The sequence below is a fragment of the Kitasatospora sp. NPDC048194 genome, assembly GCF_043202455.1.
In the GTDB taxonomy this organism is placed as follows: domain Bacteria; phylum Actinomycetota; class Actinomycetes; order Streptomycetales; family Streptomycetaceae; genus Kitasatospora.
The window spans coordinates 22,625-44,810 of sequence record NZ_JBIDAK010000048.1; the positions used below are offsets into that span (position 1 = coordinate 22,625).

At 71.8% G+C, this 22,186-nt stretch carries 24 protein-coding genes; 21 read left to right on the forward strand and 3 right to left on the reverse strand.

Features of this window, described 5'->3' with window-relative positions; genetic code table 11:
• Positions 1–87 precede the first annotated feature (87 nt).
• From ACGF07_RS33655 to ACGF07_RS33730, 16 genes are all read left to right on the forward strand, one after another.
• Positions 88–2,397 (forward strand): hypothetical protein, encoded by a 2,310-nt coding sequence (locus tag ACGF07_RS33655; protein ID WP_392905120.1) that lies wholly within the window; start codon positions 88–90, stop codon positions 2,395–2,397.
• 371 nt (positions 2,398–2,768) lie between these two features.
• On the forward strand, positions 2,769–5,510 hold the full coding sequence (locus tag ACGF07_RS33660; protein WP_392905122.1) for a hypothetical protein: 2,742 nt from the start codon (positions 2,769–2,771) through the stop codon (positions 5,508–5,510).
• A 228-nt stretch (positions 5,511–5,738) separates the two neighbouring features.
• On the forward strand, positions 5,739–5,975 hold the full coding sequence (locus ACGF07_RS33665) for a hypothetical protein (protein ID WP_392905123.1): 237 nt from the start codon (positions 5,739–5,741) through the stop codon (positions 5,973–5,975).
• A 129-nt stretch (positions 5,976–6,104) separates the two neighbouring features.
• Positions 6,105–6,509, forward strand: coding sequence for a hypothetical protein (locus tag ACGF07_RS33670; RefSeq protein WP_392905126.1), 405 nt, complete (start codon positions 6,105–6,107; stop codon positions 6,507–6,509).
• A gap of 20 nt (positions 6,510–6,529) precedes the next feature.
• Complete coding sequence (locus tag ACGF07_RS33675; protein WP_392905129.1) at positions 6,530–6,880, forward strand: hypothetical protein; 351 nt, start codon at positions 6,530–6,532, stop codon at positions 6,878–6,880.
• A gap of 128 nt (positions 6,881–7,008) precedes the next feature.
• The gene (locus tag ACGF07_RS33680; protein WP_392905131.1) at positions 7,009–7,512 is read left to right on the forward strand and encodes an AAA family ATPase; all 504 of its coding nucleotides are present in this window, start codon (positions 7,009–7,011) and stop codon (positions 7,510–7,512) included.
• Positions 7,513–7,685: 173 nt separating this feature from the next.
• Positions 7,686–8,066, forward strand: a complete 381-nt coding sequence (locus ACGF07_RS33685) for a hypothetical protein (protein WP_392905133.1) — start codon at positions 7,686–7,688, stop codon at positions 8,064–8,066.
• 269 nt (positions 8,067–8,335) lie between these two features.
• Complete coding sequence (locus ACGF07_RS33690; protein WP_392905136.1) at positions 8,336–8,734, forward strand: hypothetical protein; 399 nt, start codon at positions 8,336–8,338, stop codon at positions 8,732–8,734.
• Between the two features lie 105 nt (positions 8,735–8,839).
• Positions 8,840–9,430, forward strand: coding sequence for a hypothetical protein (locus ACGF07_RS33695; RefSeq protein ID WP_392905138.1), 591 nt, complete (start codon positions 8,840–8,842; stop codon positions 9,428–9,430).
• A gap of 88 nt (positions 9,431–9,518) precedes the next feature.
• Positions 9,519–9,773, forward strand: a complete 255-nt coding sequence (locus ACGF07_RS33700; RefSeq protein ID WP_392905140.1) for a hypothetical protein — start codon at positions 9,519–9,521, stop codon at positions 9,771–9,773.
• 28 nt (positions 9,774–9,801) lie between these two features.
• Positions 9,802–10,815: a hypothetical protein gene (locus tag ACGF07_RS33705; protein WP_392905142.1), complete on the forward strand. Its 1,014-nt coding sequence runs from the start codon at positions 9,802–9,804 to the stop codon at positions 10,813–10,815.
• A gap of 101 nt (positions 10,816–10,916) precedes the next feature.
• The gene (locus tag ACGF07_RS33710) at positions 10,917–11,735 is read left to right on the forward strand and encodes a hypothetical protein (protein ID WP_392905144.1); all 819 of its coding nucleotides are present in this window, start codon (positions 10,917–10,919) and stop codon (positions 11,733–11,735) included.
• A gap of 132 nt (positions 11,736–11,867) precedes the next feature.
• Positions 11,868–12,026: a hypothetical protein gene (locus tag ACGF07_RS33715; protein WP_392905147.1), complete on the forward strand. Its 159-nt coding sequence runs from the start codon at positions 11,868–11,870 to the stop codon at positions 12,024–12,026.
• 139 nt (positions 12,027–12,165) lie between these two features.
• A complete protein-coding gene (locus tag ACGF07_RS33720; protein WP_392905150.1) occupies positions 12,166–13,365 on the forward strand; it encodes a ParA family protein in 1,200 nt (399 codons plus the stop codon).
• Positions 13,362–14,576: a ParB/RepB/Spo0J family partition protein gene (locus tag ACGF07_RS33725; protein WP_362563682.1), complete on the forward strand. Its 1,215-nt coding sequence runs from the start codon at positions 13,362–13,364 to the stop codon at positions 14,574–14,576. The genes ACGF07_RS33720 and ACGF07_RS33725 overlap by 4 nt, the downstream gene beginning before the upstream one ends.
• 654 nt (positions 14,577–15,230) lie before the next feature.
• Positions 15,231–15,371 carry a hypothetical protein gene (locus tag ACGF07_RS33730; protein ID WP_362563752.1) on the forward strand — a complete coding sequence of 47 codons (141 nt, stop codon included), beginning with the start codon at positions 15,231–15,233 and terminating at the stop codon, positions 15,369–15,371.
• Positions 15,372–15,742: 371 nt separating this feature from the next.
• On the opposite strand, the gene ACGF07_RS33735 is transcribed toward ACGF07_RS33730, so the two are convergent.
• Together ACGF07_RS33735 and ACGF07_RS33740 are read right to left on the reverse strand one after the other, a co-directional pair.
• Positions 15,743–16,822, reverse strand: a complete 1,080-nt coding sequence (locus ACGF07_RS33735) for a Ku protein (RefSeq protein ID WP_392905154.1) — start codon at positions 16,820–16,822, stop codon at positions 15,743–15,745.
• Positions 16,823–16,981: 159 nt separating this feature from the next.
• Positions 16,982–17,680, reverse strand: coding sequence for a hypothetical protein (locus ACGF07_RS33740; RefSeq protein WP_392905156.1), 699 nt, complete (start codon positions 17,678–17,680; stop codon positions 16,982–16,984).
• Between ACGF07_RS33740 and ACGF07_RS33745 the strand changes: the two genes are divergently transcribed.
• The 5 genes from ACGF07_RS33745 to ACGF07_RS33765 all read left to right on the forward strand — a co-directional run bounded on the left by ACGF07_RS33745 (position 17,621) and on the right by ACGF07_RS33765 (position 21,733).
• On the forward strand, positions 17,621–17,953 hold the full coding sequence (locus tag ACGF07_RS33745) for a hypothetical protein (RefSeq protein WP_392905158.1): 333 nt from the start codon (positions 17,621–17,623) through the stop codon (positions 17,951–17,953). The two genes, ACGF07_RS33740 and ACGF07_RS33745, sit on opposite strands and share 60 nt — an antisense overlap.
• Complete coding sequence (locus ACGF07_RS33750) at positions 17,854–18,762, forward strand: OB-fold nucleic acid binding domain-containing protein (RefSeq protein WP_392905160.1); 909 nt, start codon at positions 17,854–17,856, stop codon at positions 18,760–18,762. Before ACGF07_RS33745 ends, ACGF07_RS33750 begins: the two co-directional genes overlap by 100 nt.
• A gap of 126 nt (positions 18,763–18,888) precedes the next feature.
• A complete protein-coding gene (gene lexA, locus ACGF07_RS33755; protein WP_392905161.1) occupies positions 18,889–19,581 on the forward strand; it encodes a transcriptional repressor LexA in 693 nt (230 codons plus the stop codon).
• A gap of 113 nt (positions 19,582–19,694) precedes the next feature.
• A complete protein-coding gene (locus tag ACGF07_RS33760) occupies positions 19,695–21,305 on the forward strand; it encodes a restriction endonuclease fold toxin-2 domain-containing protein (RefSeq protein ID WP_392905162.1) in 1,611 nt (536 codons plus the stop codon).
• A 53-nt stretch (positions 21,306–21,358) separates the two neighbouring features.
• Positions 21,359–21,733: a hypothetical protein gene (locus ACGF07_RS33765; protein ID WP_362563880.1), complete on the forward strand. Its 375-nt coding sequence runs from the start codon at positions 21,359–21,361 to the stop codon at positions 21,731–21,733.
• A gap of 101 nt (positions 21,734–21,834) precedes the next feature.
• Here the strand turns inward: ACGF07_RS33765 and ACGF07_RS33770 are convergent, their stop codons facing one another.
• A complete protein-coding gene (locus tag ACGF07_RS33770) occupies positions 21,835–21,999 on the reverse strand; it encodes a hypothetical protein (protein ID WP_392905163.1) in 165 nt (54 codons plus the stop codon).
• Positions 22,000–22,186: the final 187 nt, after the last annotated feature.

Below are 22,186 nucleotides of genomic sequence, written 5' to 3' on the forward strand. Positions count from 1 at the left end.
CGAACCACTGGGCGAACGGGCGCCGGGGCGTCCACCCCAGACCGGACCACCCAACCCAACCCCGCCCCGTGGAGCCTGGAGGCCCCGTTGACCACCGAGACCCACCCCGGCACGGCGCTCGCCGACGCCGACCCGCCGACCACCGCTCCCGTCCAGCTGACCAAGACCCCCGGGCCCGCCGCCGACACCGCTCCGGAGACCACCGCAACCGCCGGTAAGGACGATGCCGACAGCGGGGAAGCCGAGGCCAAGCCGAACCCGATCGCCGCCTTCGCGGTCGGCACCACCAGGCGCACCGGCGAGGGCGCCCGGCTGATCGGGCAGTGGCTGGCCCACTGGGCCTCCACCGCCGACCAGTCCGGCGACGAGATCCGCCGCCGCCTGGTCGCCGCTCAGCTCGAGGCCTACACCGAACGCCGTGGCGAGGTGGAGGCCGCGCTCGGCAAGGAGCACAAGAAGATCGTGCGCCTGGAGGAGGAAGCCAGTGACGGCGGACTCACCCAGACGCAGCGCCAGCAGCTCATCCTCGGCCGCGAGGCCGCGCGCCGTCTGGAGAAGTCCCTCAAGGACATGCGCAAGGCCGACTTCCGCCCCGTGCAGCCGACCGAGCGTCAGATCGCCCGCGCCCGCTCCTTCGGCCGGTTGCGCCGGGGCGGCGCGCTGATCGGCGCGGCCGGCGGCGCGGCGGCCGGGGCGGTGAACGCCCCGCCGGCTGGGCTGCTCGCCCTGCTCGCCGCGACGGGACTTGCCTGGTGGACCGCCGCCCACCCGCCGCGCCTGACCCACCGCCCGGTCCCCGCCGAGCTGCTGCTGCCCGAACTTGACCCGCCCACCGGCATGGTGACGACGGACAGCGCGGACAGCGTTGCCACGGCGGAGGTCGCCGAGCAGGACGCGAAGCCGTTCCCGATCGCCGAGGCCCAGGACGCCGAGCAGGCCGGGCAGTGCCTGCGCCGCGCGCTGGTGGCGCAGCAGATCGACGTCGCGTCGATCACCGGCACCGTCCGTACGTCGGTCGGCTGGTCGATGACGGTGACGGTCGCCTCCGGCGATCCGGCCGACATCGACACTGACCGCAGCTCGGCCGCGATCCGCACCCTGCTCAAGCTGCCCCGCAACGGCCTGGCCGTGGAGTGCTGGCCGGACGCGAGCGACACCGCCACCGTCCGGCTGCAGACCAAGCCGGGCTTCACCGACATGGGGCCGCTCGCCGAGAACACCGCACTGTCGAACTCGATCATGCAGGCGGGCTCCTTCGGGCAGGGCCTCGACGGCACGGAGCTCTCCTTCCCCCTTGCCGGGGTGATGGGCTTCCTGGTCGCCGACTCCGGCGGCGGCAAGTCCTCGATCATGCTCGCCCTCGCCGACTGGGCCACCTCCTGCCGGGACGCCGTCGTGCTGTCCATCGACCCGCGCGGCGAAGGCGTCGAAGCACTCGGCGACGCCATCCAGCTCGCCGCCAGCGACGACAAGCACGTCCTCAAGGCCCTCGACTGGCTCGACAAGCTGTGCCACGCCCGTACCAAGCTGCGCAAGTCCCTCGGCTACGGCAAGACCTGGCGGCCCTCCCCGGAGCACCCGGCCGTCATCGTCTTCGTCGACGAGTGGCACGACCTGCCCGTCAAGGCCAAGGCGAAGCTGCTGCGGCTGCTGCGCATCGGCCGCAAGGAAGGCGTGTGGATCATCGGCGCCTCCCAGTTCGGCACCAAGGAGGACCTCGGCTCCGCCATCGCGCCGAAGATGTCGCTGAAGATGGCCGGCTGCTGCCGGGGCATCGACGTCACCGGCCTGTTCGGCCAGGGCGCCCTGCGCGAGGGCTACCGGGCCGACCGGCTCAAGCCCGGCACCCACACCGACCCCGCCGACGCCGGCACCGTCTACATCCAGGGCCTGCCCGGCCAGCGCAACCGCCCGATGCCCTGGAAGTTCCGCCACCTGACCGACGACGAAGCCACCCGCCGCGGCACCCTGCGCGCCCAGGCCGGCCTGCCGGACCTGACCGCCAGCGCCGCCCTGGCCGGCCTCGACTGGCCCGCACTGCTCGCCTCCCTCGGCGCCCGCCGCCCCACCCCGGCCCCGACCGCCGGGTTGGCCGGAGCCGCGCCGACCGCGTCGATCCTCGACGTGATCGACGCGATGAACGACGAGCCGACCATCCACGTCCACCCGCTCCTGAAGCGCCTCGCCGAGGCCAACCCGGAGGTGTACGGGGAGTTCACCAAGGCCGACCTGGACGCGCTGCTCGCCCCCTACGGGGTTACAGCGCGTCAGGCCCGCGCCATGACCGAGAACGGCGCGAAGAACCGCATGGGCTACTACCTCTCCGACTTCACCGACGCCCTCACCGGCGCCGACGACGACGAAGAAGACGACGAAGAAGACGACGAGGACGCATAGCCACACCCGCTACAAGCCCTCTACAACGGCTCTACCAGCCCTGCGCCCGATCCGGTCCATAGAGCCCCGGTAGAGCCGCTGTAGAGCCCGTAGAGCGCTGTGACCAGGCACGTAGCGCCGTAGAGCCCGTAGAGCCCACCCCGCCTACAGCCGCAAAACGCCCCGTCACCCCGCCGAAAGCACCCCGGCGCGGCCGGCCCGCTACAGGCCTGCCGCGCCGGGAACCCGGCGGACTCCACCGCGCCGCCCCGCAGCTTCGCCCGACCTCTCCACCCCCGCCTCGCACCGCGCCGCAGCCGGTGCCAGGAGCCACCGCCACGCCCTATCGGCTTCACCGACAGTGACCGACCATCGAAGGAGAACCACCACCGATGAGCCCGACCAAGACCACCAACCGGCGCTCACGCAAGGCCCCGCCGCCCAAGCCGGCACCCCGCCGCCGCGCCCCGGCCGCCACCCCGGAGACGACCGCGCCGAGCCCTCCCGAGGCGCCTCGGACCGACGAGCCCGCCCTCCCCGAACCCGTCGCGGCACGGCCCGCCGCCGACCCGGTCCTCGCCGACGCCGCCGACCGCGCCGCCGACGTCCTGGCCCTCGCCGAGGACCAGGCGCTCGCCGTCCTCGAGTGTGCCGCCGCCACCGCCGGCCGCGACCTGGCGACCGCCGAGCAGTGGGCGGCCGAGGCCGAGCAGCTGCGCGCGGACGCCGCCGCCGAGGCCGAGACGGTCACGCAGCGGGCCGACCTGGCGGTCCGGCAGATCCTCGACATGGCCAACGACCAGGCCGACCTGATCCTCCAGTACGCCCGGGAACAGCGCGACGAAGCCGACGCCGACGCCCACGCGGACAATGACCGGCTGCTGGAGGAGGCCACCCAGCGGGCCGCGGCGCTGCTGGCCGAGGGCGAGCAGCGCGCCGCCGCCGTCCGCGCCCAGGCCGAGCAGGACGCCGAACGGATCATCACCGACGCCGAGGAGCAGGCCCGCCTGCTGGCGGCCGGCATCACCGCCACTGCTGAGGAGCAGGCCGCCAAGCTGCTCGGGGAGGCCGAGCAGCGCGCCCAGGCGATCCTCGCCGACGCGCAGGCGCAGACCACCACCCTGCTCGCCGACACCGAACAGGCCGCGGCCGCCCTCACCCAGGCCGCCGAAGAGCAGGCCCAGAAGGTGCGCAGCGAGGCGGCCGAACAGGCCCGGCACCGCGGCGCCCAGGCCGAGCAGCTGCTCGCCGACGCCGAGGAGAAGGCCGGCGCCCTCACCCGCGCCGGCGAGGAAGCGGCCGAGCGGATCCGGGCCCAGGCGCAGCGTGACGCCACCGAGCTACGCGCCCAGGCGCAGCGGCACGCGGCCAAGGTCCGCGAGGACGCCACCTCACAGGCCGATACCGTGCTCGCCGACGCCCGCACCCGGGCCGAGGGGCTGCTCGCCGAGGCCCGCGAGCAGGTGGAGGAGCTGCGCCGCGGCGCGCAGTCCGATGCCGACCGGGTGCGCGGCGAGGTGCGCCGGCTGCGGGAGGAAGCGGACCGGGAGGTCGACCAGGCCACCGACGCGGCCCGGGAGGTGCGGGCCAGGGCGGCGGCTGAGGCCGACCAGGTGCGCGCCCAGGCCGGGAAGGAGGCGCAGCAGCAGCGCGCCCAGGCCGTCGCTGAGGCGGCGCGGCTGCGGGGCGAGGCCGAGCAGGAGGCCGGTCGGATCCGCCGGGAGGCGCAGAAGGCGGCGGCCGCCGAGAAGGCCGAGGCCGCCAAGGCGCTGGAGAGCGCGCGGGAGCTGGAGGCCAAGGCGCAGGAGGCCAAGGACCGGGCCGACCTCGCTCACTTCTCCGCACAGCGGACCTTGCAGCAGGCCACCAGCCGCACGGCCCGGAAGCTGGAGCGCCGCCGGCTGAAGCGCGAGGCGAAGGCCGCCGAGCGGGCCGGGAAGACCACTCTCACCAGCCGGCTGAAGGCGCTGGTGAAGGCGAACTCGCGGCGGCTGCTGGCGATCGTACCGATCACCGCGCCGATGGCCGTCGCATGGACCGGGCAGGCAGGATTCGCCCACGACATCCTCGGCTGGATCGCCCCGTTCACCATCCTGTTCGCCGCGGCCTGGGAGCTGAGTACGGCGTTCGTCGCGTGGATGTACCACCAGGCCCGCCAGAGCGGCGACGCCGGCACCCTCTACCGGGTCGCGACCTGGGTGTTCGCCACCGGCGCGGCCGTCATGAACTACTGGCACGCCTCCGGGGTCGTCACCGGCCAGAAGTGGGACCCGGTCGCCATGAAGATGGTCGACCAGATCAGCTACTGGAACGTCACTCCGAAGGCCGTGAGCTTCGCGGTGATGAGCATCACCGGCATGGTGCTGTGGGAGCTCTACGCCCGGCTGATCCACCGCCAGAAGCTCCGTGCGGACGGCAAGGTCGCCAAGTCGAGGCCGACCATTGGCGCGATCCGCTGGATCCGCTACCCCGCGCACTCCTTCACCGCGTGGTCGCTGGCGATCACGGACGAGTCGCTGTCCACGGTCGAGCTCGCCTGGACGGCGGCGGCGAACCACCGCGAACTGGTTCGCCGAACCGGCCTCGGTGCGGTTCGCCGGTTCGTCGCTGCCATGATCGGCGTCGGCGACTGGGTCCCGGTTCGCGCACTGCCCCGCGTCCCGAACTCCAGCCTCGCCGTCGCCCTGACTGGTTCGGCGAACCCGGCCGCCATCCCGCAGTTCGCGGTTCGCCTCACCCGCGCCGGTTCGCCGAACCACCCCGCGAACCGGCCTGGCGGTTCGGCGAACCACGCCCTGCCCGCGGCGCGAACCGGCGAACCGGGCGGGCGCCGCGAACTGGAAGCCGCGAACCGAACCGCGCCGACCGGTGAACCGGCCCCGGCGGACCCCGAGCCGCGAACCGCCGCCGAGCAGGCACAACCCGCTTCGGCGCAGGCCGGTTCGAACCGGCGCAGCGCCGCGCAGCAGGCCGCGGCCGAGCAGGTTCAGCAGGTTCTCGAACTGATCGAGACCCATGGCTACGACACGGTCGACCTCGAGTTCGTCATGAAGGCCACCGGCATGAAGAAGACCACCGCGCACCACCGCCTCGCGGACGCCCGCGAGAAGTTCGCGAACCGCGTCGGTGCCTGACCGCGAACCGCGAACCGGGTTCGGCGAACCACGAACCGCTCTTCGCGAACCGCGAACCGGTTCACCGCCCGAACCGCGAACCACACCAGACGGCTCCGGGATGAACGAACCATCCCGGAGCCGGTTCGGGCACCACGTGCCCGGCAGGCCGGTCTCGTCCCCGGCCCACCCTCATCCTTCCGCACCGCGAACCACCCACCGACCCGTTCCCGAAAGGAAGTACCGCCCGTGTTCGCCATAGAGCGTGACGCCCGGATCGCCGCCCTGCGCCAGACCCACCACGAGCGCAGCAAGACCCTGGCCAACGTCCCCGCCGGCACCCGTTCCCACGGCCGCCTCCTCGTCGAATGCGAGGAACTCAGCGACGAGATCGACCGCCTCAAGCGCTGCATCAACATCCCGCGCTCCGTCGCCCTGACCGTGCCCGTGCTGCTCGCCGTCCTGGTCCTCGCCCTCGTCAGCTGACGTCCGGTCGACCGGCCTCGCCCCCGGCCCGCACCGCCCGCCCGGCACCCAGCCGCGTGGGCGGCGCGCGCTCCGGGGACAGGGACCGGCCGCCCGGCCGACACCGCCACCTCGCCGAGGAGAACGCGCATGACCCAGGCCGATCTCGTCTACGCCGCCACCCTGAACCTGCTCGGCTCCGACCCCGCGATGCCGCCCGCCCTCGAAGCGTCCCTCACGCTCCTGCGCGAGCGCGCCGCCGCCTCGCACACGCCGCCCGCCGCGGCCCGCCGCTCCCTCACCCGCCGGCTGCGCGCCCGACTGGCCAGGCTGCCCCGCCGTCTGCGGATCGGCCGCTGGGAGGTCATGGCCGGCCCGTACGACTTGTTCATCGAGCACCACCCCAAGCCCGGCTGCACCGACTGCCAGGACCACCGCGGCTGGTACCGCGAGGACGGCTGGGAGCACTGCGACTGCATGACCGCCTTCTCGTCCTGGCGCCTGCCCTGGCGCCCCACCCCGGCCCGCTTCTACAGCGACGAACCTCCCTTCTAAACAGCCCCGTAAGGACCACGATGACCACCGCCCAGACCACCTGGCCCGACGACGTCCTCGCCCGCTACCTCACCGCCGGCCACGCCACCGTCGACATCACCACCGACACCACCATCAGCGGCCGCTGCGAAACCGGCAGCTGCACCCGGTCCTGGGACGCCCTGGACGGCCACCCCACGTTCGAAATCACCCTCCGCGCGTCCTGCACCGGCACCGGCTGCGCCGACCCCTACGGACCCACCGACAACTTCGACACCTGCACCCAGCGCAAAGCCGCCGACCTTGCCCTTCTCGGCATCCCGCGCCGCCTGCGTACCTGGGCTCAGGACCACGCCCAGCACTGCCGTGCGATGCCGCGCCCCACCAGCTGACCGGCCGCCCGGCCTCGCCCCCGGCCCGCACCGCCCGCCCGGCACCCAGCCCGGCGGGCGGCGCGGGCCGGGGACAGGGGCAGGCCGCCCGGCCACCACCCGAATCCCCGCCCGACCCGAGGAGACCCGTGAACCTCACCTACGAACCTGGCACCGCTGTTGTCCTTGTCGGCCTCAGCGGTGCCGGCAAGTCCACCTTCGCGCAGCGCCGTTGGCCCGCCAGCTGGCGGCTCAACCTCGACTCCTACCGTGCCATGGCTACCGACAGCGAGGCCGACCAGTCCGCCACCCCAGTCGCCGCCCAGATCCAGGACCTGCTCCTGGACGCCCGCCTCTCCCGTGGCCTCACCGCGATCGTGGACTCGACCGGGCTCCTCCCTCACGTGCGAGCCCACCTGCTCGCCCGCGCTCGCTACTGGCAGCGTCCCGCCGCCGCGGTCCTGTTCGACGTGTCGCTTGACCAGTGCAGGCGTCAGAACACGGGAAGGTCCCGCGTCGTGCCGGACCACGTCCTGGCCGAACAGCACCGCCACCTGCCCACCGCCGACCAGCTGCTCGCCGAGGGTTTCCGCTTCGTCGACCGCATCACCAGCGCCTCGCCCGCGTACCTCGAGCCGGTCCACGCCCGCTGATTACCGGACCCGGCTGCACCTCCCGGCCTCCCAGGCTGTCCTCCCGCCTCGCCCGCACCACCGGGTCAGCACTGTGGCCGGCCGTCACCCGGACCGGTCGAAAGTCACCAACTCCCGGGACCGAGCACCTCGCCACTGCCGAAATCACCCGCACCACTCACGAAGGGAACCTGATGCACCACTTCGTCGCCCTGTCCGGCGTCGCCGCTATCCTCCTGGCCGTGTGGGCCGTCCAGCTGACCGTGCTGGGCCTCCACCTCCGTTACACCATCCACCACGGCGTCCGCACCATCTCCGCCATCGACCACTCCGAAGAGACCTTGCAGATCGCCTGCTTCGTCACCACGGTGGTCAGCGCCATCGCCGGGGGAGTCGCCTTCGGCGTCGGCCTCCACGCCACCGCGTGGGGATGGGCCCAAGTGATCCTCGCCATCGGCACGTCGGTGTCCTACATGCTCCTGGCCTACGCCACCGGCTGGGACGCGAAGACCTGGTGGGGCAAGCGGAAGACGGGCAAGGCCAGCCGCGCCGACGGAGTCATCGAATCGGCCTGACGCCACGGCCTGACGCCCTTCACCCGGGCCTCCTGCTTCACCCCGGAGCAGGGGGCCCTTTCCCTGCCCGCACCCAGCGACGGCCGATCCCGGCGTCCAGGCGCGAGCGTTTGCCTCGTCCCGCCGCCGCGGCCTGACCCGCGCTGTGAGCGGACCGTCGACGCCGGTTCCGGACCCGGCCGCATCAAGCGGCCGGCACTGCCGGGACCGGCGCGGCTGCCCGGTCACCCCGACCCCGCAGACCCAGCCCAGCAAGGAGACCGATCGATATGACCGACAACCTGCCCCGCCTCACCGCCGCTCCCGACCTCGCCCTGGTCACCGTGGACGGCGTCATCACCGAGATGAGCGGCTACAAGCCCCGCCAGCTCGTCCTCACCGACGACACCGGCAGCATCGACATCACCGTCCCCTTCGGCTGCCTCGGCGGACCCGCCGTCAACGACGCCGCCACGCTCGTCGGAACCTACGCCGTCGTCGCCGGCCGCCGCGAGGACACCGGCCACGTCCTGGCCTCCGTCGTCCAGCTCGCCGAGCGCACCGCCGCCCGCGACCTGCTCATCCCCGCCACGCTCTCCGGCCTGTCCGACAACGTCGTCCAGCTCCTCGCCACCACGATCAGCACCACCCCCCGCGCTCTGCCGCCCGGCCCCCGCACCGCCAGCTGACCGAACCGACAGACCCTCTCCGCCACCCGCCGCCCGACCACCGGGCCGCGGGTGGCGCCGCACCCAGCCCCTGTCCCCTCTTCTTCGGAAGGCACCGACCCGACCATGCACATCAACGACACCCGAGCCCTGGCCGCCGCCGACACCATCGCCAAGCTCCTCACCGACCTCACCCCCGACCCCTTCGACAATTTGCTGCGCCGCGACGACGCCTACACGGTCCTTCTGGCCGCGCTCGGCCAGCTGGAGGCCTGCGGCCGGCGGCGTACCAGCGTCGGCGAGCTGTACGCGATCACGCGCCTGGTCCCCAGCGGCCAGGTCCTCGGCAGCCACGACCGCCTGATGGCCCTTCTGGAGCAGGCCGCCGACCACGGCCGGATCCGCCTCGACCACGGCCAGGTCCACATCGGCGACGCGCCGACCGGCGGCGGCCCCGGCCACGTCTGGATGCGCCAGCTCACCCAGGGCGGCGCCCAGGTCGAGCTGATCGGTGACCAGCCCTGGCCCATCGGCACCCACTGCCACGACGAGACCAAAGCCTGGTGGTACTGCACCGGCTGCCGCCACGGCCTCGGCCAGGCCGGCGCCATGTACGTCTACGCGGTGCGCCAGCAGGTTAGCGACCACGCCGACCAGTGCCCGTTCCTGCCTCCGCTGCCTGAGGTCTTCCCGGCGCCGGTGCGCGCGCTCGACTGAGCCCGGCAGCGGTCCCGGGCACCGGCGATCCGGTGCCCGGGCCCGTGTGCCGCCCGCCGACCGCCACCCGCCCCGTGAGGAGCCCGCCTTGAACGAAGCCGCCCGTCACGGACTCCAGGCCCGCGACCCGGACCCGGAGATCGACCGCGAATTCCAGGCCCACGCCCTGGACGCCTCCCAGCTCGCCGACGCCGCCCGCCACTACGCCGCCCGCCTCATCTACGGCGTGCGGCCCGAGGACGCCGACCACCTGGCCGCGCTCGCCGCGCGCCTGTCCCGCCAGGCCCATCGCATCGACGGCATGCGCGTCATCGCCCGCCGCCCCCTGCAACCCGCCACCTGAACCCCGACCCGGAAGGACACCCACGCCCGTGGCCACCACCATCGCCGCCCACCAGCTCGCCGAGGCCCTGACCCAGGTCATGCCGCACATGGCCGACCCGGCCGGCAGCACGCCGATCCTGGCCGGCGTCCACTTCGCCAACGACGGCACCCACCTGCACGCCGTCGCCACCGACCGCCACACCCTCGCCGTCGCCCGCCGCCGGCTGCGCGACTGCGAGGACGAGTGGAACACCACCGTCGGCGCCGTGCACATCGCCTACCTGCACGCCTGGGCCCAGGCCCACTCCACCCACCGCGACACCGTCGACCTGGCCGTCGAACCCGGCCTGCTGACCGCGACCAGCACCGCCGGGCGGATCGCCGTGCCGACCATGGACGGCGTCCACGCCCCGTGGCGGGCCCTGCTCGCCAAGCACCTCGACCACCCCGCCGAACCGGTCGACGTCTCCATGCTGGACACCCAGTACCTGGCCCGCTGGGCGCAGGCCGGCCGCCACCTGCAGATCACCCAGGCCTCGCCCGAGGCGCCGTACATCCTGGCCGGCCGCGACTTCATCGGCCTGCAGATGCCCGTCCGTCCGATTTACCAGGAGGCTCCGAGCCGGGCCGCGCTTGCCGCCGACTGGGCCACCTCGATCAGCGGCGCGACCGGTACGGACGTCGACCTGCCGCTGCCGGCCGACAACGACGCGGCACCCGCCATGACAGAGGACCTCCTCCGCCAGGTCCTCATCTCCGCCCAGGACCTGTACGACGTCGTCGGCGGCCAGGACCGTGCCGCCACCGCCGCCCACGCCAGTGCCGGAACGCACGCCTGGATGGCGCACCGCCTGCTCCAGGTCCTGCAGGTGATCGACCCGCGCACCACCGAACTCGCGCTCGCCGACATCAACGGCGAACTCGAGGCCGGCGACTTCGCGGAGCTCGCCTTCGACGAGGCCGAGACCCTCGGCCACCAGCCGCAGGCCTGGGTCGACTCCTACCTCACCGCGCGCGACACCAAGCGCGCAACGCAGACCCCGGCTCCGGCCGCGGTCTGACCGCCACCCACCACCGCTGGCTCCCGGTTCCCGCCGGGGGCCAGCGGCGTCATCCAAGGCACCCACTCAACCCCGGACGGACCGGAAAGGAACCACCGACCATGCACCCGCACATCATCGCCGGACTCCTTGAACGCGCCCTGCACACCTCCATCGCCGCCGAGGCCTGCCTCGCCGCCCGCGGCAGCACCACCCTCCAGAACCACCTCACCCACCGCACCCGCCAGGCCCTCGCCGACCACGGCGCCGACCCCCACCACCCCACCGACCGCCAGCTCCTCACCTGCGCCGACACCCTGCGCCGCTCCACCCCCGCCCCCGCCGCCGACCCCGCGGCGATCACCGTCGTCCTCACCGCCGCCGCCGACCGGATCGCCACCCGCCCCTACGGACCCGCCCACGGCCAGCTGGAAGGCGACATCGTCGACACCATCGAACGCCTCACCCCCGACGACCCGCAGCTGCGCTTCGACGTCCTGACCGCCATCACCCAGCACCTCCCCCAGCCCGGCATGACGATCACCGCGTGGGAGTGGAACGCCAACCCCACCGGCGCCCCGGGTGCCGCCGCCCTGCTGCGCAACCTCGCCGCCCGCCGGGCCGTGCCGGCCTACATCCCCCTGCCGACCGAACCCGCCTGCGCCACCATCACCGTGGACCTGCGCGACACCGGTCTCCACGGCCCGGCCGGCCAGGACGACGGCGCGCAGCGCCGGGCCGACCTGCGCGACCTCGAACCCCTCGCCGCCCGATGGGCCGCTAGGCGCGACGGCCGCCCCATGCCGCCCCTGGACCAGGCCACCCGCCAGAGCCTCATCCGCACCCTCACCGAAGCCGCAGCCCGAGGCGCCGCCCTCAACCCCCAGGCCGCGCAGGCCGCCCAGGCCCGCGCCGACGAGCTGCGCGTCGGCCTCGATTGACCGCCCTCCCGGGCGCTGACGCTGCCCATCACCGCGCCCCGCCACCCGGCCACCCAGGCCCGGGCGGCAGGGCGCCGTGGTGAGCGGCGCGGCCGCCCGGCCGGTACCAGCCCGCTCCCCTGGAGGCACCTGATGACCGAGCAGACGACCCGCGCCCGACTGCTGAGCAACGCCCTCGACACCGCCGACAACATCGCCATCGCCGCCGCGGCCGCCACCGCCGGCCTAACCCCCTACCGCACCCTCGCCGCCCGTCCGGCGGAGGTCCGCTGCGGGGCGTTGGAGTCATAACCCGGTTATGGCGAGGTGCCGCGCCGCGTCACAACGGGAGCTCTCGTGTAAACGCCGTTTACACGACGGTGAATGAGAAAACCGACGGCGCGCGCCGCGTGATGTGTCTAAACCGCCTCGACGCCACTATGGTGACGCCATGACGTCTCAAACCCCTGGAGGCGGTCGGGAAAAGGTGGCGTCGAAGCTACCGGTGGCCCTCCGCCAGGAACTCAAGACCCGGGCGGCACAGCTCGGAATCGACATGCAGGACGCTGTCGCCCAAGCGGTCGAGCAGTGGCGTGTCCGTCCCGCCACCGGCAACCCGACCGTCGACACGGCTGGTGCGGACAGCTGGAACACGTGGCTGCCCACTGGGCTCTACGACGGGTTCAAGGACGACTGCTCCGACCGCGGGATCTCCTTCGTGCAGGGCCTCGCTCAAGCAATCCGGGTGTGGATCGACTCGCACAACGTGTCCCTCTCCGAGCTGGCGATCCCCCAGTACACCCGGCGGATCGTCGTCTGCAACCAGAAGGGCGGCGTCGGCAAGACCACCATCGCTGCCGGGACGGGCCAGGCGATAGCGCTCGGCCTCCCCGCCAGCACGGGCGCATCGAAGCTGCCCGCGCTGCCGGGGCTGCGCACCCTGCTCGTCGACTACGACCCGCAGGGCCACCTGACCTCACAGCTCGGGGTCAAGCAGATCCCGCCGGGCGAGGAGAGCCTGGTGACTCACATGGTCGACCGTGACCGCGTGGTCGGCTCCCTGCTCGACCAGGTCGTGGAAATTGAGCGGGACCACTTCGACGGCCGCCTCAGCCTGCTGCCCTCGAGCTTCGACGCGTTCCTGCTCGACTCCCGCCTCGGATCGGTCCGCGGCCCCCGCGAGACCAGCCTGCAGCGAGCCCTCGCCCCGCTCGAGGAGCACTTCGACGTCATCGTGATCGACGCCCCGCCGAACCTCGGCCTGGCGATGGACGCCGGCCTCTACTACGGACACCGCCGCAAGAACGAGCCCGCCGGCGTCTCTGGCGTTCTGATCCCGGTGGAGGCCGAGGACTCCTCCGCAGACGCCTACGCGATGCTCGACAGTCAGATCCGCACGGTCAGCCTCGACTACGAGGTCGACATCGACCGCCTCGGGCTCGTCGTCAACAAGTTCGACAAGCGCAAGGGCTACGTCGCCACCCACTCCCTCGACAACTGGCAGTCCCTCGGCACACCACCCGTCGTCTCCGTCGTCCCCGACCTTAAAGAACAGCGCGAGGCCGTGCACCTCAAGCAGCCGCTCCTCATGTACGCACCCACATCCATCCAGGCGCAGCGCATGCGTGAGATCCGACGGAGGCTGTCGTGAGCATCGCCAAGAAGCTGCAGGGCGGCGGCGGGTCCTTCGGGGCGCTGGCGCAGGGCACATCGCGTGGAGACGAGGTGCGGGCGCGCAGCGAGGCGCTGGACGCCACCGGCCGGGTGCGGCGTGCGTCGTCGGCGCCGGTGTCCTCGATCGTCTTCAATCCGCTCAACCCGCGGAAGACCGTCGACAGCGAGTCCATCGACGAGCTTGCCGAGAGCCTGACGCGCCGACAGGTCGTTCCCGTCACCGTGGTGAGCCGGGGCGCCTTCCTCGATGCGCACCCGGACCAGGCGGACGCGATCGGCGAGGCGGACTTCGTCGCTCTCGACGGCAACCGTCGTCTGCTGGCCGCGCAACAAGCAGGGCTGAAGACCCTGCGCGTGGACCTCAACGACGACCTGGTCTCACGTGCCTCGGACATGGTTGAGGCGGCTCTGGTCGCCAACGCCCACCGTGAGGATGTGTCGCCGTTCGAGGAGGCGCAGGCGATCGAGCAGCTGCTGGAGACGGTCTACGAGGGCAACCAGGCTGCCGTCGCGCGGGCGCTGGGCAAGTCGCGCGCCTGGGTGGGACAGCGTCTGGCGTTGCTTCACCTCTCCCCCGAGCTTCAGGAGCAGGCGGGAGCAGGAGAGCTGGCCATTGAGGACGCGCGCAGGATCGGTGCCGAAGCGCGGTCGGGGAAGATCACCCCCGCTGAGCAGCTCGAGCGGGCCGAGGCTGCGAAGCAGGCGGCCGCTGCGAAGCAGGGGGCGAAGGCGACTCGGACGGTCCGGCGCGGGAACCGTCCGGCGGAGGTGGAGCCGGTCGCGCGTGCAGCGGCGACTCCTGCCCCCGGGAACGCCGCTGCCGGTGCCGGTGTAAACGGCGTTTACACGCCTCTTAGAGGTCAGGCGCTGGGGGGAAGCTCGCAGGACGAACAGCCCTCTGGTGTAAACGGCGTTTACTCCCTGGAGCTGCAGGACCAGGGGGACACCGGTCCCAAGACGTCCGAGCACTCCGGATCGGATTCCTCGGGGCCGTCGGCGGACCTGATCCGGCAGGAGCGCCGGACACCGTCTGCGCCGGGCGGTCTGGTCGCGCCGAACTGGCGTGACCTGGACAGCGTGGCGGACTGGCTCTGCCGGTTCCTGCTGCCCGACGAGTTGCGGATTGTTGCCAGCCTGGTGCTGGACCGGGTCGCGGAGTACGCGCCGGAGCATGCTGCCGACAGTTGACCGGTCAGCGCGTCGACCTGGCTGCCCGGGCACCCTCACGGTGCCCGGGCCGTCTGCGTTGTACGGGGGCCAGGACCGGCAGTCGGGTCGGCTTCTGCCTTCGGCGGGGCGGGGTGCCGGGGGAGTGGCCCCAGGCACAGCCGGTGTAAACGGCGTTTACACCTCGGGGGTTCCGGGTCGCTGCGGTCCGGGGCAGTAATAGCCTTCTCGCGGTCAGGCCTGTTCGTAGTGCGTGAGGCACCCGCGAGCTCGCCGTCCATGGCCTCCTCGCCGTGGCCGTGTAGCGCGCCCCAGACTGGAGCCGTTCGGCAAGACCGTCCATGCGGATCTGCGCACCAGCCCGACGTAGCCCCCGCCACTGCCCCGGTGCGCCGGGGCGGCCATCTACCGGACGGCGGTTCTGTTGTCGAGGTCGTCACCGACGACATGCCCTTCCTAGTCGACGGTGCTCCAACGGCCTCGTCGAGCGAATCCGGCACCGCCGCGCGGCCAGTGCCGCTGGCGGGAAATCTCCCTGCCCGTGCTCTGACGTGGCGCGCAGCAGAGCATCGGAGCGGCGGTTGTCCCGAGTGTCGTAAAACAGGCGATGATCCGTCGGGTTTGCACCTCTCTGGCCCCTGACACGTTCGGTGAGCGGGGGCTACCGTCCTCGGCATGTCTCAGAACCCGAACCGGCCGCAGTTCGAACTGCGCTTCGGTGGACTTCACTTGACCATTCAGCGACTCCCGGTATGGCTGATCACGGCTGTCACGGCCGGCACCAGCGGCGTCACCGCCTGGTTGGCCAGACGCTGAACGCGACCGGCTCCTTGGCCACCATGCCGGCACCAGCACAGTGCCCATCCGTTCGGCGGCCTTGCGGGCGTCAGCGCCCACCGTCCATGCCGTCCCTCAGGCCAGCTCCATCACAGCGTGCTGACGCCCGTCGCCCAACCCGCTGCCTGCTCGTTGCACCGGCCGAGCGCTCCGACCAGGGCGCGCGGCTGCACCTGCCCCAACGTCGCCCGGCACGGACACCCCCACGGTCCGGGCACCGCATGGTGAGGCTGTCGGGCGGTCAGGACCGTACACAGCCTGGCCGCCCATGCCGTGTCCCGGGAGCCGGGGGACAGCCTCGCAGGCAGACCGTCGGTCGCACTCCCCCAGGGGCCTCGCGTCGCGCCGCATCAGGACGCCTTGCGTCGTGGTCGGCCGACGTGTTCGAGGGCGTGTTGGAGTTCGTCGCGGGTCATGGTGGAGCGGTGCGGGATGTCGAGGTCGGTGGCCCGCTTGTAGAGCTCGACCTTGGTGAGCTGGGACAACTGCTGTTTGCCGGTGGCACTCGCGCGCTTGGTCGTCTTCGTCGTCGTCTGGGGCTTGACAGTGGTGCTCTTCTTGCCACCGGTCGGCTTGGGCGAGTGGCTGGCGCGGGAGGTCTGGGGACGCTCTGCGCGTGACTTCCCGGGCTCCTGGGGCGGTTCGCCTTTGCGGGCGGTTTCGAGGCTACGGCGCAGGACGTCCATCAGGTCGATGACGTTGGTGGCCTCGGGGGCGGGGCCGGCGGACACGGCGATCTCACGGCCGGCGAGCTTGTCCTCGACGAGCTTCTTGACCTGTTCCTCGTAGGTGTCGTGCCACTCGTCGGGCTTCCACTCGATGGCGAGCATGCCGATGAGCTGCTCGGCGGTCTTGACCTCCTGCGCGGACAACTTGACCTTCTCCGGCAGATCGCCGACCTCGCGGCGTGGGTCGCGGACCTCGTCGGCGAAGTGCATCGTGTGTAGCTCCAAGATGCCGCCTTCGGAGCGGACAGCGGTCAGGTACTCCTTGCCGCGCATCGCGAACATGGCCAGCCCGGCCTTGCCCGAGTGCTCCAAGGCCTCGACCAACAAGGCATAGACCTTCTGGTACTCCTTGCCGCGGGGTCCGAGGTAGTAGGTCTTGTCGAAGAAGATCGGGTCGACGTCGGCGAGGTTGACGAAGCCGGCGATGTCGATGGTGCGCGAGCGACCGGGGGAGATCTGGTCCAGTTCGTCCGGCTCGACGATGACGTACTCGCCCTCGGTGACCTCGTAGCCCTTGACGATGTCCGCGTACTCGACCTCCTGGCCGGTGCGCTCGTTGACGCGCTTGTTTCGGACCCGGTCGGAGGTGCCGCGCTGCAGCTGGTGGAAGTGGACGTCATGGGACTGGGTCGCGGTGTACAAGGCGACCGGCACGCTGACCAGGCCAAACGTAAGCACCCCGGTCCACATCGGTCGGGCCATCACGAACTCCCTCCACCGCGCGTGCCCGTCGCCGGCGCGAAGGGCGGATCACGGCCAGCCTCGCGGCGCAGCCACCGGCACGCACGCGGTGTTGGGCCGACAGACGTGCGGCCGTGCCGGACCCGAGGGCGGCGCCAGCCAGCACCAGGCCTTGGCGCGCTACAGCGTGCCCGCGTCCTGTTCCCGTTCGCCGAGCAGCGGAACGTCCTCGACGCCTACGTCGGTGCGGATGCGGTGCGCCCGCACGGGGTGGCGCCATCTGCCGGCCGCGTCGCGGGCGACGTCGGCGGCGATCTCCAGCACGATGTCGGGCTGGACCAGGACGACCTCGAGCGTCTCCCGGCTTCCCCAGCCGGCGGTGAAGGTGCGCCCTTGCCAGGGATGCGGCCGGCGGCCCGCCGACAGGTGCCCGGCGACCTCACGGGCGATACCCGGGCGTAGGACGGTGGTGTGACCGGTGTAGTGCAGGTGCCCGCGCTGGTCGTAGCGGCCCGGCAGCAGGGTGGTCGGCGAAGCCACCGTGCCGGTGATGGCGCCGACCAACGCCTCGGTGGTTTCGCGCACCTTGTACTTGCGCCATGCCCTGCGGCCGGGGAGGTAGGGCTCGCCCAAGCGCTTGAAGCACAGGCCCTCGAGCCCAGCGGCCGTCCAGTTCAGCCATTCCCGGGCCTCGTCCGGATCGGTTGTCGACGGGCACAGCGCCAGCGATCCGCTCAGCTGCCGCTCGGCGAACAGCGCCTCGAGCGCTGCTCTGCGGCGCGAGTACGGCCAGGAGACCCGCTGTTCCAGGAACAGATGATGCAACTGGCCATCGACTGCGCTGGCTTCACCCCCACCGAAGCCGACAAACTCCGCCAAGCCATGGGCTCCAAGCGCTCCCACCAGCGGGTCGCCGAGCTGCGCGAGCGCCTGCTCGCCGGGATGGCCGAACGCGGCATCCCGACAGAGGTCGCCGAGGACGTCTACGCCAAGATCGACGCGTTCTCCAGCTACGGTTTCCCCGATCTCACGCCGCTAGCTTTGCCCTGCTGGTGTACGCGTCCGCCTGGCTCAAGCACCACTACCCGGAGGCGTTCACCTGCGCCCTGCTGGCCAACCAGCCGATGGGCTTCTACTCCCCGCTCACCCTGATCGCCGACGCCAAACGCCACGGCGTCACCGTGCTGCCCGCCGACGTCAACCACAGCAGCCCCCAGCCCACCCTCGAACCCTGCCCCGGACGCAGCGGGGAGGCGGCGGCCCGGCCGGCGATCCGACTGGGGCTCGCCGCGGTGCGCGGCCTCGGCCCCGACCAGGCCGAGACGATCGCCTCCCATCAGCCCTACCGCGACCTGGAGGACTTCGCGCGCCGCACCGCCCTGCCCGCACCCGTCCTCGAGGCCCTCGCCACCGCAGGGGCGTTCGCCAGCCTCGGCGTGACCCGCCGCCAGGCCCTGTGGTCCGCCGGGCTGCTCGCCCGCACGAGCGACGCCATGCTGCCCGGCACCGCCCCCGCGCTCACCGCACCGGCCGGCCTGCCGGAGATGACCGCCATCGAGGAGACCATCGCCGACCTGTGGGCCACCGGCGCCTCCGCCACCACCCACCCCGTCCAGCACGCCCGCCCCCACCTCGTGCGTTGCGGAGCCATGACGTGCGCCGACTTCAAGCACGGTGCCACCCCCGGGACGATGGTCGCCGTCGGCGGCCTGGTTACCCACCGCCAGCGCCCGCCCACGGCCGGCGGCGTCCTGTTCATCTCCCTCGAGGACGAGACCGGCCTGGTCAACATCATCTGCCAGCCCCACGTCTGGGAGCGACAGCGCCGCATCGCCCTCGGCAACGCCGGCCTGCTCGTCCACGGCACCGCCGAACGCCGCGACGGCGCGATCAACCTCGTCGCAACCCGCCTCACCCCGCTCACCCTCGCCCCCGGCACCCGCAGCAGGGACTTCCGGTGACCTCCGACCCACCGCCCCGGTCCGCATCCGCCCCGGTCCGCATCCGTCCCGGTCAGCGGCACAACCCCGGTGACCGGCCCGCCGCGCGCGGGATACGGTGACCACCCGAACCACCGGAAGGGCACCATGGCCGACACCAGCACACCGCGCAACGCCGTCGGCCGCCCCAAGGGCCCCGCCGCCGCCGACGCCGGCCCTCTCACCGACCGCCAGCGCCACGTAATCGAGGTCATCCGCGACTCCGTCCAGCGCCGGGGCTACCCGCCGTCCATGCGCGAGATCGGCCAGGCCGTCGGCCTGTCCAGCACCTCCTCGGTCGCCCACCAGGTCAAGACCCTCGCCCGCAAGGGCATCCTCTACCAGGACCCCCAGCGCCCCCGCGCCTACCGCGTCACCGCCGACGAACCCCAAGCCCCCACCACACCGGCCTACGCCACCGCCTCCGGAGCCGTCCCCGTTCCCCTGGTGGGCCGGATCGCCGCCGGCGGCCCGATTCTTGCCGAGCAAACCATCGAAGACGTCTTCCCCCTGCCGCGCCAGCTGGTCGGCGACGGCGAGCTGTTCGCGCTCACGGTGCGCGGCGACTCCATGGTCGAGGCGGCCATCACCGACGGAGACACCGTCGTCGTGCGCCGCCAGCCGGTCGCCGAGAACGGAGACATCGTCGCCGCAATGATCGACGGCGAGGCCACCGTCAAGCGCCTCAAGCGCGAGCACGGCCAGACCTGGCTGATGCCCCACAACCCGGCCTACGAGCCGATCAACGGCGACAACGCCACCATCCTCGGCAAGGCCGTCGCCGTCCTACGCAGTCTCTAGCGAGGCGTATGCGCACGCCAACGGGGGGAGTACAGCGGTCTCCACGCCGGGCGCAGATTCCGTGCGAGCACGATTGCTACCGTGGGGTTTTACACGCGCGTGGGGGGTGGCTGATGACCGGCTTTCATGTCAAACCGGCCGACATGCTGTTGGCCTCTGCTGGCTTCTCTGATCTGCAGACTTCGGCGGCGCAGATCTACCGGGGCCTCATTGGCTCCTTGGACGCCGCCGCTGGGATGGCCGGGGACGGCGACGCCGGCAAGAAGTTCGCCGCGAAGTACGATCCCGCCGCGCAGAAGCTGGCCGACGCGATGGCGCAGGTTGTCGCCCAGCTCGGCGGTACTGCGAACGGTCTCTACACCATGGCCATCAACTACCTGCAGAGCGACAGCGACGTCGCCGCCACGATGATGTCCCCGCAGAAGCTTCCTGCCGCCACCGACCCTCAGTGCGATCAGGAGCCCGTCAAGGCGAAGATCCAGTCTGCGGCGGGCCACGCGGACAGCGGGGCCGTGCACGACTTCCTCGCCAAGTTCTGGCCCCAGGGCGATGTGACGCGACTGCGCCAGGCGGCCAAGGACTGGAAGCACCTGGCGGAGCTGGCGAGCAAACTCGGCACCGCGGGCGACATACGGGTCCAGCGCGTCACCGCCACCAGCGAATCCAGTGCGGTCACGTCCTTCGCGCAGAACTGGGCGAAGGTCCACGACGGCTGCGCGACGACGGGACCGCTGCTGAACAGCATCACGAACGCGGCCTACAAGCTCGGTGTGGCGTGTGAGTCCTACGCCCAGCAGATCGAGGACCTGCGCGACACGCTAGAAGACTTAGCGGTCGGCGCCGGGATCGTCGCGGGTGCCGGACTGGTTCTGACCGTCTTCACACTCGGAGCCTCGGATGCGGCGGCTGCCGGCGGCGAGGCCGCCATCGCCGCAGAAGCGAGCGCGGCGGCGGTCGCCATGACCGCCGCGGTCGAGGGCAGCGCCGAACTCGCGGTCCTTGCGGAGGCCGCGGCGATCGTCGAAGCGGCCGAGGCTAGTCTCATCCCCGTGGGTACGGCCCTGACAGCTGCAGCGGCCGGAACCGCACTGGTGCTGGCCGGCGCGGGCGATGCGGCAGCAGCCGGCAAGCCCCCGGTCCCGAACAGCGTCACCGATCACCTTCCGCCGCTTCCGCCCCTGCCGAACTCCGGCTTCAAGGACCTGTCCCCGGCGGACCAGCAGAAGGTGAAGCAGTGGATGGCCGATGCCGAGGCAGCCACCGACCCCAAGCGCTCCGCGAAGGCGAACGACCCCGCCAACGCGACTAACCCCAATGAGGCCGCCCGCCGCGCCTACCAGATCAAGGTGGCAGGCAGCCGCGAGTACAACATGTACACCACCCTCGACAACCCGAAGATCCCCGGCACCGAGGCGACCATCAACGCTGATGGCATCCGTCCCCAGGATGGTGCCGCCATCGAGAGCAAGTACGTCGGACAGAAGGCCAACTGCAAGTCGCCTTTCCGTCTCGACAACGTCGACAACGTCTTCCCCATGATCTACGAGAACGCCCTCGCCGATCAGACGTGGGAGAACGCCAAGTACGCCTCGGCTTTCAAGGACCCCCGCAACAAGCCTCTCAACCACGTCGAAATCATCACCAACGACGATAAAGCCGCCGCGTACTTCGATGCGATCATGGCGGCCGAGAAGGTACCGGGGCGCACCCGAGTCGAGAAGTAACCGCACACCAGCCGGACGGCAGGAACACCCTGCCGCAACCCGAGAGGAAGCCCGTGAGCGGCAAGTACCTCATCATGCCGGACCAGGAACACGGCGGCTCCTGGGACTTCACCCCCGAACAGCTCGACCACGTCCTGCACAGCCACTGGCCCCACGCCCGCCTCGCAGGCCCCTTCCCCCGCCTCAACGTCTACACGCTGTCCGTCCCATACCGCGACGAGCTCCGCGAGTTCGACTACTTCGACGACCGCAAGTTCTTCTCCTTCGCTGACCAAGACCCGATCGACTTCCCTTTCCGCGTCGTCTTCACCCTGCTGATCGACCTCGCCCCCAAGCAGCCGCTCATGTGGAGCGACGACTTCGGCGGCGACGTTCAGTACGCCGATCTCTCGCTGGGTATCCACCAACTCCTGCGGCGCTTCCAGTAAGCGCGGCGCGCACTGCGCCGACGGTCATCCAGCTCGGTGGGCGGCCGCTGGGTTCAGCAATGAGAAGCATGGGGCAGCCTTCGGGGTCGCCGTGGCTTGGGCTATTTGAGCAGGTGCTCGGGGGAGAGGTCGCCGCGTACGCGCTTGATCTTCGGCCGGTGGCGATAGCGCGAGAACTCGGCCCGTTCATCGGTCTCGATCTCGACGACGACCTCGGGTTTCGCGGGCAGGTAGGCGACCGGTGGGCTGCCGGGCAGGCCGCCCACGGTGCCGGGCAGCTCGGCCAGGTCGCCGCTCGCGGGGTGCAGCAGCGGGGCGAGTTCGGAGCGCTGCGCCCGGCCGAGGGGGAGGCTGATGGTGACATTCCCCTCGTAGCGTGGAGTCGTGACCAGAGGGGAAGTTGAGGGTCATGGCGGGGAAGAGGCGCTCGTACGACGCGGAGTTCCGCGCGGG